Raw genomic sequence first — 15,816 nt, 5'->3', positions numbered from 1 at the left:
GCCGGTGGCGGTGTGGACGCCGGGCGCCGGGGCGGGTGACCGGGTCGGGCACCCGGTGGCGGTCGTGCCGGTGCGGGGCAGCGGGCGGCTGTGATCGCTACGGTGACGGGGGCTGGTCCACGTGGTGCGGCGTGCGCTGCGCGGGTCGACCGGCCCCGAGCCGTGAGGAGGGGGCTGCATGACTCTGGGTCCAGCGTCGCCTGCACCCGACGCCGTCCACCGGTCCGGTGACGACGCGGCGGGCTCTGTGGCTCACGCCGAGCCCGTCGAACCGAGCGGTCGTCGTCGGATCCGCCGGGTCGCGACGGCCCTTGCCGTCGTCGTCGCGGGGGTCGCACTGCTCGTGTGGCCTGTGTCGGCGCTGTGGCAGGACACGAGGGTGACGACGGCGAGGCTGCTGCTGCGGCCGGCGACGCTCGTGACCGATCCCGGACAGTTGACGGCGCTCGGGGTGCCTGCTGATGACGCCGGCGCGGCGACGGCTTTCCTCGGCTGGGACGAGCCCTTGCGCCTGGCTGACTCCTGCCGGACGAGGGCGACGGTGACGCTGCCGGCGGGGTGGGTGCTCCAGAGTGTTTTCATGATTCCTGGGCAGGTCGTGGTCGCGCAGTCGGATCGCTCCAGGGTCGTCGTGGAGCAGGCCGCGGGTGCCGAGAGGTTCCTCCGCCCGACGTTCGTCGCTGCTACCGCGGCCGCGGGCGGGAGCGATGTTCGCGCGACGGGCCGCGTCGAGCGGGTGTGCGACGGTGCGGTGGCGTCGGTGGTCGACGTGGATCTTGTCGTGGAGACGAGGTCGTCGGACGGGTAGGCCAGGCGGTGCCCGTTGTCGCGCGTGATGTCTGCGGACCTTGTGCTTGGTCGTTGTTGTCTTCGTCCTCGTCCTCATCCTCGCCCTCGCCTCTCGCGAGGAGCCCAGCTGTTCGCTCGCGACTGTTCGTGAGTGATGGTGACTCACACAAAGTTGTTGCGCTGGAACGGGTCTCGGGGTAGTCAGACTGTCGGACCCCGTCCGTAGTGTTCTTGTTGTGAGCAACAACGAGCAGGCAGGCGGCGAGGTGCCCGGCAGCGAGCCGGGTGCTTCGCCGGCGTCTGGGCACGTCGTGTCCGGTGAGGCGGCTCCAGTGCACGACCTGTTCGCGGGGATCGCCGCGATGGACGCCGCGACCGCGGTGGTAGTGGAGGCTGCACGGTGTGCGTGGTCGCTGTCGGACGGTGAGGCGCGGGACGCGGTGGAGGCGTTCACGCGGGCGATGGCGTCCGCGGAAGCGGCCCGGCTGGCGGTGATCAAGGTTCTCGACGAGCGGCCCGAGGCGGTGCCGGGGGCGAGTGAGGGGAAGGTCGCGGCGGCGTTCCTCACCGGGCGGTTGAACGTGGACCCGGGTCGGGCGAGCGCTGACGCCCGGGCGGCGCATGCGTTGGACGCGGATTCCGGGTCGTTGCCGCAGGTCGGTGCCGCGTTGGCCGCGGGTGAGATCACCCGTGAGCACGCCGACGCCTGCGTCCGCGCGGTCTCACGGCTGCCGAAGCGCCTGCGGATCGTGCTGCTCGAGGACGACGCCACCGGTGAGCTGCGGTCCGGGATGGATATCGCCGACGCGTTCCTCGCCGAGCAGTGCCGCCGGTTCCCGGTCCGGGGCATCCACCGGCTCGTCGACGAGCTCGTCCGGGTGCTGGACCCGGATCGTGAGGAGGACTTCGACGAGGACGCCCACCTGCGCCGCGGGGTGTCGTTGGTGAAGGACTCCACGGGGATGGGGTCCCTGCGGATGACCCTGGCCCCGGCGGACACCGCGGTGCTGTCGGCGATGCTCTCGGCCGCGGGCAAGCCGCGGCCGGCCCGCGAGGTCCTCACTGTGGATGACACCGGCGCCGAGCAGGTCACGCTGGTCAAGGACGACCGGACGGTCGCGATGCGCCGCTACGACGCCGTGATGGCACTCCTGCGCGCAGGCCTCAAGGGCGGCACCGCCGGTGAGGCATCTCCGTTGGTCAATCTGCTCGTGACGGCAACGGTCGAGCAGGTCGCCGCCGCAGGCGCGGCCGCCGAACAAGTCCGCAGGCGGGCCGAGACCGCTGCCGGTGCGGCTGCGGGAATGGGCGCCGGTCCTGATGCCGGGCTGGATGCCGACGTGCCCGTCCCAGGGACGCTCTCCGGTCCACACTGCGTAGACGCGGCCGCATCCCAGGTCGCTCGCGCTGCGGGGTTCGCGACGCTGCACCGGCACGGACCGATCGGGTCCCACCTGCTCGCCTACCTCGCCTGCACCGCCACCCTGACCAAGGTCCTCCTCGACCGCAACGGAGCACCGCTCGACGTAGGCCGGGCGCACCGGCTCGCGACCCCGGCCCAACGCAAAGCCCTCGCCGCCCGCGACGGCGGCTGCGTCATCCCGGCCTGCCCGGTCCCGCACGAAGGCACCGACGCCCACCACCTCCAGGCGTGGGAGCACGGCGGGCTGACCGACCTCGCGAACCTGGTGAGCCTGTGCCCGATCCATCATCAACAGGTCCACGCCGGCGTGTGGGTGGTCCAGGTCCACGACGGGATCCCCTGGGTACGGCCACCGTCCTGGATCGACCCCGAACGACGCCCGATGCGGAACCTGCACCACCAGACGCATGCCGCCGCACAACGGATCGGGCAACAGCTGCGCCTGGCGCTCGACGACGACGCCGATGCCCGCGGCCTGGGTCCGAACCGGACCGGGCTCACCCCGATCGACCTCACCCCGCCGGTCTGGAACCAGGTCCCGCCCGACGACACCTGGAAACGCACCGCCTGACCACCTGCCGGGCCGCCCCCGGGTGCGGCATGTGCTGCGCGTCAGGAGGTGTGCACGGAGTCCAAGGTCCGGAGCACCGCTGCCTGGGCCTGCGTGCCGGACGTGCTCCGGGCCACCAGGTGGAGCAGGGCCGCTGCACGGGCCGCACGCGCGGCACGGTCGGCGTGCGCTACCGGGGTGGTCACGGCGCCGAGGAGGCGCGCGCTCACAGTGGGGTCCTCGCAGGCGGCGGCCAGCACGGCCACCTGTCCCGGGGAGAGCGGTGCCGCGGGCTCCCCGCGCTCGCCGGCCGCAAGAGCGGCGAGCCACGAGGTGAGCAGGGGTCCTTCGAGCTCGCGGATCCGGGCCCGCGCGGGGCCCAGCAGCGCGGGGCCGACCTGCGGGTCACCCGGGCGGCGCTCGGGCGGTTCCAGGCTCTCCGGAGCCGGCGCGGTGGCCTGAGCAGCCGCCGGTGCTGCTGCCGCCGGTGCAGGAGCTGGTGCAGGGGCCGCAGCGGTGCTGGCCGGTTGCTGCGCGCCCCCCGGCGGACGCTGCCCGGGAACGGTGGCAGGGGAGCCGCTGGTGCGGCCGCGGCGGCGGCGTCCGCCCCGTGCGCCCGGGAGCACCTGGGCAGCGCTACCGGGAGCCGCGGGGGAGCCCCACACCCGGTCGCCGCCGGTGAGGCCACCTGGAGAGTGCGGGGCCGCCGGGGCGGGCACGCCGCCGCGGCCCATGGTCGCGGCAGGCAGGCTCCCGAAGCGTGGCGGACCGTCAGGAGCGGACCTCCCGGCGGCCATGCCCGTGCCCGTGCTCCCGAGGCCCTGCAGGCTGGACACGGACGTCGTCCGCAGCGACGACAGCGTCGCGCGCGGTGCGGCGGTCGCGAACTGCGGTGCCGCTCCGACGGCGGCAGAGGCTGCGAAGGCGGGGGCCGGCGCGGGGGCCGGCGGCCGCACAGGAGCCGGCATCGGAGCCGGCATCGGACCCGGCACGGTGGGGGACGGGACGGCCCCCGTCGGCCCGGGGCCGCCCGCTGCGGCGCTGTACGCAGGAACGGACCGCCGCCCGTCGGAAAGGGCTCCTGGCACCGGTGGCGCGAGATGGTCGGGCACGCGCTGAGCGGGGTGCGGCCACGGCGCTGCGAGCGGGTCCGGGTCGGTGGAGCGGCGTCCACCCGGCACCGGTGCTCCTCCGGGAGCGGCCGTCGGCACGGCTCTGCCCGCCGACACCGCTCCGGACGCCGCCACCGTCGCCCACACGGCCGCGATCGTGCCCGGCACCCACAGCCCGGTCAGCGCCCAGACCGTCGCGCCGACGACCACGGTCACCGCCGCGGCGGCCAGGGCGACCCAGGCGCCGACGCGGCCGGCGCGGACGGCGACGGCGCCGAGGACCATGACGACGCACAGCAGCCCCTGCAGCAGGGCGAGGCCCGGTGCCGGAGCCCACGTGCGCGCCGCGAACAGCCCGAGGAACACGGCGCTCACGATGAAGCTGCCGGGTGGCCTGCCCATGGGCGCCGTCCTCCAGGTCTCAGCCGTCTCAGGTGTCCGCCGTCTCAGGACCGGCCACCTGCGGGGCGGACCGGTCCCGGGCATGATCGGCAGGCAGGGCCCGGAGCCTGAGCGACGTGGGCCGGTGATTCCCGGCCGGGCTCAGCCCCGCCCCTCCTGGTACGCCCGCCAGCCGCCCAGGGCGGTGATGTCCGTGCTCGTCGCCGGCCCGGCGTAGGCCCGGCGGATCACCATCGCGAGGGACGGCGACCCGTCCTCGAGCTCGATGATCCCGAGCTCGAGCCCGTCCGGCTCGGCCGGCAGCAGCACGTCCCGCAGCTGCACCCAGGTCAGGTCGTAGACCTCGCCGGCGACCTGCCCGCCCGCGCCGGGGCCGACGTCCTCGAGGCCGGGGTAGGCGTCCTCGACGGCGTGGAACCGGTAGCGCGCCGCCGTCCGGGTCGCCGCGACGAGAGGTGCGCCGCCGAGGAGGTGGTGCATGGCTCCGCCGGCCATGGCGGTCCCCTTGAGGAACATGTGCGGCAACGCGGTCTCCTGTCGGGTCGGGCGAGGGGTGGGGTCGGTCAGCCCCGGGCGGCACCGAGCGTCGCGACGAGCCGCGCCGACTCCCGGCGGACGGCGGGCAGCCGGTTGGCGGGGACGCCCAGCAGGCGCAGGGACGCGGTCGGGACGGTCGTGACGAGGTCGCCGAGGTCCGCCCCGTGCTGCCGGTCCCCGCGCACGGAGATGACGCTCTCCACGAGACCGAAGACGAGCGCGGTCGCCAGGTCGACGTCGTCCGGGCGGGCGTCCCCCTCCGCCACCGCGGCGGCGACCGCACGGCCGTACGCCGCGCGCAGCCGGGCCCGGTCGGCCTGGAAGGACCCGAACCGGGGCTGCCGGAGCTCGGGGAGCAGGTACAGCGAGGCGAGGTTCCACCGGCCGGAGCACAACAGCCCGACGTCGAACGTCGCGAGCGCGTGCAGCCGCGCCGACGCCCGGCCGGGGAGCCGCTCCAGCGCCTTGGCAGCCCGGATCGACGGCGTCACCGTGCCGGAGAGCAGCTCGGCGAGCACCGCCTCCTTGCTCGGGAAGTGGTAGTAGAGGGAGGCCTGCTTGATCCCCACGGCGAGGGCGACGGCGCGGGTGGACGTCGCGGCGTATCCCTGCTGGCAGAACAGCTCTGCCGCGGCGTCGAGGATCTCCTCCCGGCCCGTCTCGCCCTCCCGGGGCCGCCCGGGACGCCGGCCTCGCGGTGGTTCCGGGGCCGGGCCGGGGCGGGCGCTCATGGCGGCGATCCTGGCACAGCGGTCGCCGGTTCGTCTGCCCCCTGCCCGGCCCGGACCGCGGCGTCCGGCCACCGGACGTGCGTGCGGCCCGCGCCGAGGAAACCCATCGGTTACGTCGGCGACACCGCAGGTGCGAGAAGCCTTCCTACCGTCCTGTCAGTCGACAGGCATGTCACCTGTCGGTCGACAGGCAGGGTCCGACAGGTGCAGGACCTGACGGCAGGCACGGACTCGGAGGGACCGACGGATGACCGCCACCGGCTCGGCGACCGCCTCGACGTACGGCGCCCGTGACCACGCCCGCGCCCAGGCCGGCACCGTGGTCACGACGATGCCGGTGCTCCCGGCCTCCGGCTGGCCCTCGCCGCCGGACGGCGTCACCCCGGCGGACCTCGTGTGGGCCGAGACGGTCGCCGGCGGCAACTACACGCACCTGCGCGTCGCACGCGGCACGCACGTGCGGTTCACCGACGTCGAGGGCTCGGCCTGCGCGCACCTGGCGCTGCACAACGCGACGCAGCCCTGGGAGCGGCTCAACGTCGCCGACACGACGAAGGTCGCCTGGCAGGCCTACCTCGGCGCGGGTGCGCTGCTCCTGTCCGACCAGGGTCGCGTGCTGGCCTCGGTCGTCGAGGACACCTCCGGCCGGCACGACGCGTTCTGCGGCACGTCGACCCTCGTGTCGAACGCCGCGAAGTACGGGGACGGCGCCCCGCAGGGCCCCTCGCCCGCCGGCCGTGAGCTGCTCGTCCTCGCCGCCGCCAAGCAGGGTCTCCTTCCCCGGGACCTGCCGACGACGCTGTCCTTCTTCCAGGGGGTGGACGTCGGTCCGGACGGCGGCCTGACCTTCACCGGCTCGGCCGGCCCGGGGGCGAGCGTCACGCTGCGCGCCGAGCTGCCGCTCGTCGTCCTCGTCGCGAACGTGCCGCACCCGGTCGACCCGCGCCCGCAGTACACCTCGACCCCGCTCGAGGTCGTCGCCTGGCGCGGTGCCGCGACCACCCCCCGCGACGCGCTCTGGTCGGCCACCCCGGAGGGCGAGCGGGCCTTCCTCAACTCCGCCGCGCACGCAGCGATGCTCGGCCTCGACGGAGGGACCCGCGCATGACGACGACGCAGCCCGAGGCGGCGAGGCAGATCCACGCGGCTGTGCAGATCGACGCCGTCCTCGCCGGCGCCGTCCTGCAGGACGACCACGTCCCGGCCCGTGCCCCGTGGTCGGCGCTCCTGCCCGCCGGGTCGCACCTGACGATCGTCGACCTCGAGGGCAACCAGGCCGTCGACTTCCTCGCCTACAACGCCGCGGACACCGCCGAGCGCTACAGCGCGGCGGACACGATCGCCGCGCAGGGCAACATCTTCCTCACGACCGGCAGCGTCCTGCGGACGAACGAGGGGCGCCCGCTGCTCACCCTCGTCGCCGACGAGGTCGGGCGGCACGACACCATCGGGGGCGCCTGCAGCAAGGAGTCCAACTCGCTGCGCTACGGGCACCACACCGTCCACCAGCACGGCTGCGTCGAGAACTTCCTCGCCGAGGGGGCCCGCTGGGGGCTCACGAAGCGCGACCTCGTGAGCAACGTCAACTGGTACATGAACGTCCCCGTCGAACCGGACGGCACGCTCGGCATCGTCGACGGCCTCTCCGCCCCCGGCCGCCGCCTCGTGCTGCGCGCCGAGATGGACACCATCGCCCTGGTCTCGAACTGCCCGCAGGTCAACAACCCGTGCAACGGCTTCGACCCGACCCCGGTGCGGATGGTCGTCACCGCTCCGCTCGCTGAGACGGGCCCGTGACGAGCGTCCTGCCCGCGTCGACCGCGGACCGTGCCGAGGAGGTGCCGCCGGGCGGCGCCGTCCCGTCCGCCGCCACGTCCGGCGTCCCGGCCGCCCGCGGTTTCGACACCCTCCTCGTCGCGAACCGCGGCGAGATCGCCTGCCGGATCATCCGCAGCGCCCGCCGGATCGGGCTGCGCACCGTCGCGGTGCACAGCGACGCCGACCGGGCCGCACCGCACGTCCGGCTCGCCGACGTCGCCGTCGCGATCGGCCCCGCGCCGGCCCGCGACAGCTACCTGCGCACCGACCGGATCCTCGAGACCGCCGCGACGACCGGCGCCGGCGCGGTCCACCCCGGGTACGGGTTCCTCTCCGAGAACGCCGCGTTCGCCGGTGCGGTCGAGGCCGCCGGGCTGGTCTTCGTCGGCCCCACCCCGCTCCAGCTCGACCAGTTCGGCACCAAGCACACGGCGCGCGCCCTGGCCCGCGCGGCGGGCGCGCCGATGATCGAGGGCACCGACCTGCTCGGCGACCTCGACGCCGCTCTCGGGGCCGCCGGGCGGATCGGCTACCCGGTCATGCTCAAGGCGACCGGCGGCGGCGGCGGGATCGGCATGCAGGCCTGCCGGACGCCGTCCGACCTCGTCGAGGCCTTCGACCGGGTCCGCCGGGTCGCGACCGCGGGGTTCGGCAGCGGGGAGGTCTTCCTCGAGCGGTACGTCGAGCGCGCCCGGCACGTCGAGGTCCAGGTCTTCGGGCTCGGCGACGGCCGGGTGCACCTCCTCGGCGACCGCGACTGCAGCCTCCAGCGCCGCAACCAGAAGGTCCTCGAGGAGTGCCCGGCGCCGAACCTCCCGGCCGCCGTGCGGACGGCGGTCGCGGCCGGTGCACAGGCGCTCGCCTCGTCGGTCGCCTACCGCAGCGCGGGCACCGTCGAGTACGTCTACGACGCCGCGCGCGAGGAGGCGTCGTTCCTCGAGGTGAACGCCCGGCTCCAGGTGGAGCACCCGGTCACCGAGGAGGTCTTCGGCGTCGACCTCGTCGAGTGCATGCTCCGGCTGGCGCTCGGCGACGTCGCGGCCGTCGACGAGACGCTCGACCGGGCCGCCGCGGAGGCGGCCGCGCGCGCGACGACCGGCACCGGCCGGCACGCCGTCGAGGCCCGGCTCTACGCCGAGGACCCCCGACGGGACCACCGCCCGAGCGCCGGCCTGCTCACCCGGGTCGCGCTGCCCGCCGAGGTGCCCGGCGCGGTCCGGGTCGACGGCTGGGCCGAGACCGGCACCCGGGTCGGCACCTCCTACGACCCGATGCTCGCCAAGGTGATCTGCGTCGGGCGCGACCGGGACGACGCCCTCGACCGGCTCGCCGACGCTCTCGGCTCCACCCGGGTCGACGGGATCGAGACGAACCTCGGGCTGCTCCGCGCGGCCGCCGACGACCCCGTCGTCCGGGCCGCGCTGCACTCGACGGCCACCCTCGCGGACGTCGAGGACCGCGAGCCGCGGATCGAGGTCGAGCGGCCCGGCACGCTGACGACCGTGCAGGACTGGCCCGGCCGCACCGGCCTGTGGCAGGTCGGGGTCCCGCCGTCGGGGCCGATGGACGACCGGTCCTTCCGGCTCGGCAACGTCGCACTCGGCAACCCCGAGGGCGCCCCCGGCCTGGAGTGCACCGCCGACGGCCCGGCCCTGCGTTTCACCGGGCGGGCCACCGTGTGCGTCACCGGCGCACCGGCGGCGGTCCGCGTGGACGGCGTGCCCGTGCCGATGTGGGAGCCCGTCGCGGTCCCGGCCGGCAGCCTGCTCGACGTCGGGCCGGCAGACACCGTGGGGCTGCGGACCTACGTGCTCGTCGCCGGCGGCCTCGACGTCCCGGAGTACCTCGGCAGCGCCGCCACGTTCACCCTCGGCGGTTTCGGCGGCCACGGCGGCCGGGCGCTGCTCGCCGGCGACGTGGTCCGGGCTGTCGCGCACGAAGCGGGACCCGTTGCCGCGGAACCGGTCCGGCAGCCGGTCCCGGTCGCCGACCGCCCCGTCGTCACGCACGACTGGACCCTCGGCGTCACGCCCGGCCCGCACGCCGCGCCCGAGTTCTTCACCGCGGCCGACCTGGACGTCTTCTACGCCGCCGAGTTCTCCGTGCACTTCAACTCCGCGCGCACCGGCGTCCGGCTCGTCGGCCCCAAGCCGCAGTGGGCCCGGGCGGACGGCGGCGACGCCGGCCTGCACCCGTCGAACATCCACGACACCGCGTACGCCGTCGGCGCCGTCGACTTCACCGGTGACGTCCCGATCCTCCTCGGCCCGGACGGCCCGAGCCTCGGCGGCTTCGTCTGCCCCGCGACCGTCGTCACCGGCGAGCGCTGGAAGCTCGGCCAGCTGCGGCCGGGGGACACCGTCCGGTTCGTGCCGCTCCCGGACGCCGCGACCCCGGCCCTGCGTGCCCTCGCCGGGGCGCCGGCGCTCGTCGGTGCCGGCTCCCCGGCCGACGACGGTGTCCTCGGCCGGCTCGACGCCACCGCGGACCGGCCCGAGGTCACCTACCGCCGCAGCGGCGACGACAACCTCCTCGTCGAGTACGGGCCGATGACCCTCGACCTGGCCCTCCGGATGCGCGTGCACGCCCTCGCGGAACACCTTGCGGAGCAAGGGATCCCGGGGGTCGTCGACCTCACGCCGGGGATCCGCTCGCTCCAGGTGCACGTCGACCCCGACGTCCTGCCCGTCGGGCGGCTGCTCGACGCCGTCCGCGCCACCGAGACCGACCTGCCCGCGACCGCCGACCTGCGGGTGCCGAGCCGCGTCGTCCACCTGCCGCTCTCCTGGGACGACCCCGCGACCCGGGAGGCGATCGCCCGCTACATGGCCGGCGTTCGGGACGACGCCCCCTGGTGCCCGTGGAACATCGAGTTCATCCGCAGGGCCAACGGGCTCGGCTCCGTCGACGACGTCCACCGGATCGTCTACGACGCGTCCTACCTCGTGCTCGGTCTCGGCGACGTCTACCTCGGCGCCCCGGTCGCGACCCCGCTCGACCCGCGGCACCGGCTCATCACGACGAAGTACAACCCGGCCCGCACCTGGACCCCGGAGAACGCCGTGGGCATCGGCGGCGCCTACCTGTGCATCTACGGCATGGAGGGCCCGGGCGGCTACCAGTTCGTCGGCCGGACGGTCCAGGTGTGGAGCCCGTTCCGGCAGAGCGGCCCGTTCGAGCCCGGCTCGCCCTGGCTGCTGCGGTTCTTCGACCGGATCCACTGGTACCCGGTCGGCGCCGAGGAGCTGCTCGACCTGCGGGCCGACCTCGCGGCCGGCCGGCTGGACCTGCGCACCGAGCCCGGTGAGTTCTCCATCGCCGCCTACGACCGGTTCCTCACCGACAACGCGGCCTCCATCGACGCGTTCCGGGCGACGCAGCAGTCGGCCTTCGGCGCCGAGCGGGCGGCCTGGGAGGCCGCCGGCGAGTTCGACCCGCGCCCCGAGCCGGAGGCCCCGCAGGCCGCCGGGTCGGTCGCCGTCCCGGACGGCGGCACGCTCGTCGAGGCGCCGTTCCTCGCGAGCGTCTGGCGGGTCGACGTCCGCCCCGGCGACGTCGTCGAGGCGGGCGCACCGCTGCTCGCCCTCGAGGCGATGAAGCTCGAGACCGTCGTCGCGGCACCCGTCCCCGGCGTCGTCACCGACGTCGTCGTGACCCCCGGCAGCCAGGTCGGTGCCGGCAGCCCGCTCGTCGTCCTGGCCCCGGCGGGTGCCGCGTGAGCGCCGCGGGGACGGCTGTCGAGCGGGTCCGTGCCGCCTACGCGCGCGTCGCCGCCGCCGACCGCCCGGAGGTCTGGATCAGCCTGCGCCCGCAGGCCGAGGCCGAGGCGGACGCCGCCGCCGTCGACGCCCGGGTCGCCGCCGGCGAGGACCTGCCGCTCGCGGGCCGCACCCTCGCGGTGAAGAACAACATCGACGTCGCCGGGATCCCGACGACGGCTGCCTGCCCGGACTTCGCCTTCACCCCGGCGGCCGACGCCCCCGCCGTCGCCCGGCTGCGTGCCGCCGGCTGCATCGTCCTCGGGGCGACGAACCTCGACCAGTTCGCGACCGGGCTCGTCGGCACCCGCAGCCCGTACGGCGCCGTCCGGGACGTGCGCCGCCCGGAGTACGTCTCCGGCGGGTCGAGCAGCGGGTCCGCGGTCGCCGTCGCGCTCCGCGTCGCCGACCTCGCCCTCGGCACGGACACCGCGGGCTCCGGCCGGGTCCCGGCGTCCTTCCAGGGCGTCGTCGGGCTCAAGCCGACGCGCGGGCTCGTCCCGACCCTGGGGGTCGTCCCGGCCTGCCGTGACCTCGACTGCGTGAGCGTCTTCGCCGCGGACGTGGCCCTCGCCCGCACCGCGCTCACCGTGCTCGCCGGCCCGGCCGACGGCGACCCCACGAGCCGCGCCTGGCCGGCCTCGACCCCGCTCGGCGCGCCGGCCGCACCGCGGGTCGGCGTCCCGGACGACGCCCTGCTCGCGACGCTCGACGCCCCGGTCCGCACCGCGGTCGCCACGGCCGTCGCGCTGCTCGCGGCGGCCGGTGCCGTCGTCGTGCGGGTCGATGCGGCCCCCGTCGTCGACGCCGGGGCCCTGCTCTACGGCGGCGCGTTCGTCGCCCAGCGGTACGCGGCCTTCGGGGCCTGGGCCGACGCCCACCCCGGCTCGGTCGACCCGACGGTACTGCGGATCGTGCAGGCCGCGCGCGAGGTGCCGGCGCACGCGTACGTCACCGACACCGAGCGGCTCGACGCCCTGCGTCCCGCGGCCGCGGCCCTGCTCGCCCGGCTCGACGCCCTGCTCCTGCCGACGGTGCCCGAGCAGCCGACGATCGCCGCCGTCGCGGCCGACCCGATCGGCGCCAACGCCCGCCTCGGCCGGTTCACCAACGGCTGCAACCTGCTCGACCTGGCGGCGATCGCCGTCCCGGTGCACGAGGAGCCGGACGGCGCGCAGGTCGGCGTCACCCTGCTCGGGCCGGCGTTCACCGACCACGTGCTCGCCGACGTCGCCGCGCTGCTCACCGGCGGCCCCTCCTCCGGACCGGCTGCGCCGCAGGCCGTCGCGGGTGTGCCCGCGCAGCCGGTCGTCCTCTTCGGGGCCCACATGTCCGGGCTCCCGCTGAACCCGGCGCTCACGGCGCTCGGCGCCCGCCTCGTCGGCCTGTGCACGACAGCACCGGTCTACCGGCTCCACGACCTCGGCGGCGCACCGCGGCGGCCCGGCGCCGTCCGGGTCGCCGACGGCGGGGGAGCGATCGACGGCGAGGTCTGGCTGCTGCCACCGGCGGCGTTCGGGCCGCTCCTCGCCTCGATCCCGCCGGGCCTCGGCCTCGGTGCCGTCGACCTCGCGGACGGCAGCCGGCCCATCGGCTTCCTCTGCGAGGCCGCGGCCGCGGCGGGCACCCCGGACGTCACCGCGTACGGCGGCTGGCGGGCCTACCTCGACAGCCTCGCAACACCCTCCCCGCGGAGCGCGACACCGGAGACGGCGGTGCACGGATGAGCCAGGACGACACGACGGCAGCGGTGGCCACCGCGCCACCGCCCACCGAGGCGGGGGTACCGGTCGCCCGGGTCGAGGACCTGCACGTGACCTTCCGGCGCGCGGGCGCCGACATCCAGGCGATCCGCGGTGTGAGCCTCGAGGTCGCCCCCGGCGAGATCGTCGGCCTCGTCGGTGAGTCGGGCTCGGGCAAGAGCGTGCTCGGGCTGTCCCTGCTCGGGCTGCTCGGCGGCAGCCCGCGCACGAGCGGGCGGGCCGTCGTCCGGGGCACCGACATGCTCACCGCGGGCGCGGCCGAGCGCCGCGACGTGCGCCGGCTGCACCTCGGGGCCGTCTTCCAGGACCCGATGACCTCGCTCAACCCGACGATGCGCGTCGGCCGGCAGATCGTGGAGGCCGCAGGCTCGCAGGACGAGGCCGTCCGGCTGCTCACGGCGGTCGGCGTCCCGGACCCGGCGCGCCGGTTGCGCGCCTACCCGCACGAGCTCTCGGGCGGCCTGCGCCAGCGGGTCATGATCGCCATGGCCGTCGCGGGGACGCCGTCCCTCGTGATCGCCGACGAGCCGACGACGGCGCTCGACGTCACCGTGCAGGCGCAGGTGCTCGGCCTCGTCAGGCGGCTGCGGGACGAGATCGGCTGCGCCTTCCTCCTCGTGACGCACGACCTCGGCGTCGCCGCGCAGGTCGTCGACCGGGTCGCCGTCATGTACGCCGGGCGGATCACCGAGGTCGGTCCTGCCGACGAGGTGCTGCGCAACGGCGCCCACCCGTACGGCGTGGCCCTCATGCGGTCCCGGCTGTCGCTGCGCACGGACCGGGACACCCCGTTGCTCGCCCTGCCCGGCTCGGTGCCGTCACCGGCCCGCCCCGAGCCGGGCTGCGCGTTCGCACCGCGCTGCACCCTCGCCGGCCCGGACTGCACGACGACCCCGCCGGTTCCGGTCGAGGTCGCGCCCGGCCACCTCGCCGCCTGCGTGCGCGACCTCGCCGAGATCCGTGCCTTCGCCGCCGCGGTGCCCGCCGAGGAGCCGCCGGCCGCCGGGACGCCCTCCGCCGCAACGGCTCCCGCGGCGGCGACCGCCGCCGGCACGGACGACGCCCCCGTCGAGGAGCCGGCCGCCGTCCGGGTGCAGAACGCCTACCGCACGTACAGCGTCGGCTCCGGCATCGGCCGCCGCCGTCCGCTCCAGGCACTGCGCGGCGTGAGCCTCACCGTCGCCCGCGGCGAGGCGGTGGCCGTCGTCGGGGAGTCCGGTTCGGGGAAGTCCACGCTGCTGCGCCTGGTCGCCGGTCTCGAACGGGCGGACGGCGGCACGATCGAGCTCGGGTCGGCCGCCGGCGCGCAGATGGTCTTCCAGGACTCCGGCGCCTCGCTGACCCCGTGGCTGACGATCGGCGAGCTCGTCGGGGAGCGGCTGCGCAGCGCGGGCGTGCCGCGCGCCGAGCGGGAGCGCCGGGTCGCCGAGGCGCTCGAGCTCGTCGGGCTCCCCGCCGAGGTTGCCAAGGCCCGGGGCATCCAGCTGTCCGGCGGTCAGCGCCAACGGGTGGGCCTGGCGCGCGCGACCGTCGTGCCGCCGGAGATCCTCCTGTGCGACGAGCCGACGAGCGCCCTCGACGTCTCGCTCGCGGCCTCCGTCATCAACCTCGTCGGGCGGCTGCGCCGCGAGCTCGACATGGCCGTGCTCTTCGTGACCCACGACCTGTCGGTCGCCCGGGTCGTCGCGGACCGGATCGCGGTGATGTACCTCGGCCGGATCGTCGAGATCGGCACCGCCGACGAGATCACCCACCGGCCGCGGCACCCCTACACCCAGGCGCTCGTCACCGCCGTCCCCGACCTCGGCGTCGAGCCGCCACCGCCGTCCGGGGAGCCGGCGAGCCCGCTCGACCCGCCGCCGGGCTGCGCGTTCCACCCGCGCTGCCCGCGGGCGACGGCGTCCTGCTCCGACCCGGGCCTCGACCCGCGCCTCGCCGCCCAGCCGGGCGAGCGCACCCGCCTGACCGCCTGCATCAACCTGGAGGTGAGCTGATGGCGATCGCCGAACCGGCCGTCGTCCCGCCCTCGCCCGCGCCGGTCGTCTCCCGGGCCGGCCGGCCGCGGCGCGACCTGACGCGGCTGCAGGCCTGGGGCGGTGTCGGCCTCCTCGTCGCCGTGACCCTGCTCGCCCTGCTCGCGAAGGTCGTCGCACCGCAGGACCCGCTGGCCCCGGTCGGCCTGCCGCTGCAGCCGCCCGGGAGCGCCGGGTTCCCGCTCGGCAGCGACTCGATCGGCCGTGACGTGCTGAGCCGGGTGCTCGTCGGCCTGCAGCTGTCGTGGTTCGGCGCGATCGTCGTCATCGCGTCCGGGCTGCTCGTCGGCGGGATCATCGGGCTCGTCGCCGGTGCCGTCGGCGGCTGGGTCGACACCGTGCTCATGCGCTTCACCGACCTGTTCCTCGCGCTGCCGGCGCCGGTCCTCGCGATCGCCGTCGTCGCGGCGCTCGGGCCGGGCCTGCGCAACACGCTGCTCGCGGTCGGCGTCGTCTGGTGGCCGTTCTACGCGCGCATCGTCCGGGGCGAGATCCGCACCCTGCGCGCCCGCCCGCACGTCGAGGCAGCCCGGCTCGCCGGCACCGGTGGGGTCCGGATCGCGCTGCGCCACCTGCTCCCCGGCGCCGTCCCGGCCGCGGTCGTCGCCGCCAGCCTCGACGTCGGGGCGCTCGTCCTGACCCTCGCGGGCCTGTCGTTCCTCGGCCTCGGGCAGCCGGCCCCCGCCGCCGAGCTGGGCGCCGACTCGGCCCGCAACCTGTCGTACCTGTTGCAGCAGTGGTGGATCCCCGTCATGCCGGGCGTCGCCGTCATGCTCCTCGCCCTCGCCGGGAACGTCGCCGGCGACGGCGTCCGGATCCTGCTGGACAAGCGATGAGCGCGAGAGGAGCTGTGACGGGTGGCGTCGGCCCCGCCGCCGCCACCGCCGGCCCCGCGGCCGC

General features: G+C 76.0%; 11 protein-coding genes. 8 read left to right on the top strand and 3 right to left on the bottom strand.

The window, feature by feature from the left end:
• Nucleotides 1-178 precede the first annotated feature (178 nt).
• Together EDJALFJO_RS32580 and EDJALFJO_RS32575 are read left to right on the top strand one after the other, a co-directional pair.
• A complete protein-coding gene (locus EDJALFJO_RS32580) occupies nt 179-808 on the top strand; it encodes a hypothetical protein (RefSeq protein WP_143448924.1) in 630 nt (209 codons plus the stop codon).
• Nucleotides 809-1,121: 313 nt separating this feature from the next.
• Nucleotides 1,122-2,783: an HNH endonuclease signature motif containing protein gene (locus EDJALFJO_RS32575; RefSeq protein ID WP_088290792.1), complete on the top strand. Its 1,662-nt coding sequence runs from the start codon at nt 1,122-1,124 to the stop codon at nt 2,781-2,783.
• A gap of 41 nt (nt 2,784-2,824) precedes the next feature.
• Here the strand turns inward: EDJALFJO_RS32575 and EDJALFJO_RS32570 are convergent, their stop codons facing one another.
• From EDJALFJO_RS32570 to EDJALFJO_RS32560, 3 genes are all read right to left on the bottom strand, one after another.
• Nucleotides 2,825-4,276, bottom strand: coding sequence for a hypothetical protein (locus EDJALFJO_RS32570; RefSeq protein WP_088290791.1), 1,452 nt, complete (start codon nt 4,274-4,276; stop codon nt 2,825-2,827).
• 141 nt (nt 4,277-4,417) lie between these two features.
• On the bottom strand, nt 4,418-4,792 hold the full coding sequence (locus tag EDJALFJO_RS32565; protein WP_304441309.1) for a gamma-glutamylcyclotransferase: 375 nt from the start codon (nt 4,790-4,792) through the stop codon (nt 4,418-4,420).
• Nucleotides 4,793-4,839: 47 nt separating this feature from the next.
• Nucleotides 4,840-5,544: a TetR/AcrR family transcriptional regulator gene (locus EDJALFJO_RS32560; RefSeq protein ID WP_088290789.1), complete on the bottom strand. Its 705-nt coding sequence runs from the start codon at nt 5,542-5,544 to the stop codon at nt 4,840-4,842.
• A gap of 247 nt (nt 5,545-5,791) precedes the next feature.
• On the opposite strand from EDJALFJO_RS32560, the gene EDJALFJO_RS32555 reads away from it, so the two are divergent.
• From EDJALFJO_RS32555 to EDJALFJO_RS32530, 6 genes are read left to right on the top strand one after another with little or no spacing between them, the layout of a single operon-like run.
• Nucleotides 5,792-6,652, top strand: coding sequence for an urea amidolyase associated protein UAAP1 (locus EDJALFJO_RS32555; protein ID WP_088290788.1), 861 nt, complete (start codon nt 5,792-5,794; stop codon nt 6,650-6,652).
• The gene (locus EDJALFJO_RS32550) at nt 6,649-7,341 is read left to right on the top strand and encodes an urea amidolyase associated protein UAAP2 (RefSeq protein ID WP_088290787.1); all 693 of its coding nucleotides are present in this window, start codon (nt 6,649-6,651) and stop codon (nt 7,339-7,341) included. The genes EDJALFJO_RS32555 and EDJALFJO_RS32550 overlap by 4 nt, the downstream gene beginning before the upstream one ends.
• A 41-nt stretch (nt 7,342-7,382) precedes the next feature.
• Complete coding sequence (uca, locus tag EDJALFJO_RS32545) at nt 7,383-11,081, top strand: urea carboxylase (RefSeq protein ID WP_088290796.1); 3,699 nt, start codon at nt 7,383-7,385, stop codon at nt 11,079-11,081.
• The gene (gene atzF, locus EDJALFJO_RS32540) at nt 11,078-12,847 is read left to right on the top strand and encodes an allophanate hydrolase (RefSeq protein ID WP_088290786.1); all 1,770 of its coding nucleotides are present in this window, start codon (nt 11,078-11,080) and stop codon (nt 12,845-12,847) included. Before uca ends, atzF begins: the two co-directional genes overlap by 4 nt.
• Nucleotides 12,844-14,877, top strand: coding sequence for an ABC transporter ATP-binding protein (locus EDJALFJO_RS32535; RefSeq protein WP_088290785.1), 2,034 nt, complete (start codon nt 12,844-12,846; stop codon nt 14,875-14,877). Before atzF ends, EDJALFJO_RS32535 begins: the two co-directional genes overlap by 4 nt.
• Complete coding sequence (locus tag EDJALFJO_RS32530) at nt 14,877-15,752, top strand: ABC transporter permease (RefSeq protein ID WP_088290784.1); 876 nt, start codon at nt 14,877-14,879, stop codon at nt 15,750-15,752. The genes EDJALFJO_RS32535 and EDJALFJO_RS32530 overlap by 1 nt, the downstream gene beginning before the upstream one ends.
• Nucleotides 15,753-15,816: the final 64 nt, after the last annotated feature.

Source organism: Kineosporia sp. A_224 (genome assembly GCF_002198655.1).
Lineage (GTDB): Bacteria > Actinomycetota > Actinomycetes > Actinomycetales > Kineosporiaceae > R-H-3.
The sequence above is the reverse complement of the archived record's forward strand: the minus strand, read 5'-3'. Positions and strand labels throughout refer to the sequence as shown.

Bases quoted from the DNA above. Each gene is read 5' to 3' on its own strand.
- EDJALFJO_RS32580 (WP_143448924.1), top strand. From the start codon at position 179: ATGACTCTGGGTCCAGCGTCGCCTGCACCCGACGCCGTCCACCGGTCC.
- EDJALFJO_RS32570 (WP_088290791.1), bottom strand. From the start codon at position 4,276: ATGGGCAGGCCACCCGGCAGCTTCATCGTGAGCGCCGTGTTCCTCGGG.
- EDJALFJO_RS32565 (WP_304441309.1), bottom strand. From the start codon at position 4,792: ATGTTCCTCAAGGGGACCGCCATGGCCGGCGGAGCCATGCACCACCTC.
- EDJALFJO_RS32560 (WP_088290789.1), bottom strand. From the start codon at position 5,544: ATGAGCGCCCGCCCCGGCCCGGCCCCGGAACCACCGCGAGGCCGGCGT.
- EDJALFJO_RS32555 (WP_088290788.1), top strand. From the start codon at position 5,792: ATGACCGCCACCGGCTCGGCGACCGCCTCGACGTACGGCGCCCGTGAC.
- EDJALFJO_RS32550 (WP_088290787.1), top strand. From the start codon at position 6,649: ATGACGACGACGCAGCCCGAGGCGGCGAGGCAGATCCACGCGGCTGTG.
- EDJALFJO_RS32535 (WP_088290785.1), top strand. From the start codon at position 12,844: ATGAGCCAGGACGACACGACGGCAGCGGTGGCCACCGCGCCACCGCCC.
- EDJALFJO_RS32530 (WP_088290784.1), top strand. From the start codon at position 14,877: ATGGCGATCGCCGAACCGGCCGTCGTCCCGCCCTCGCCCGCGCCGGTC.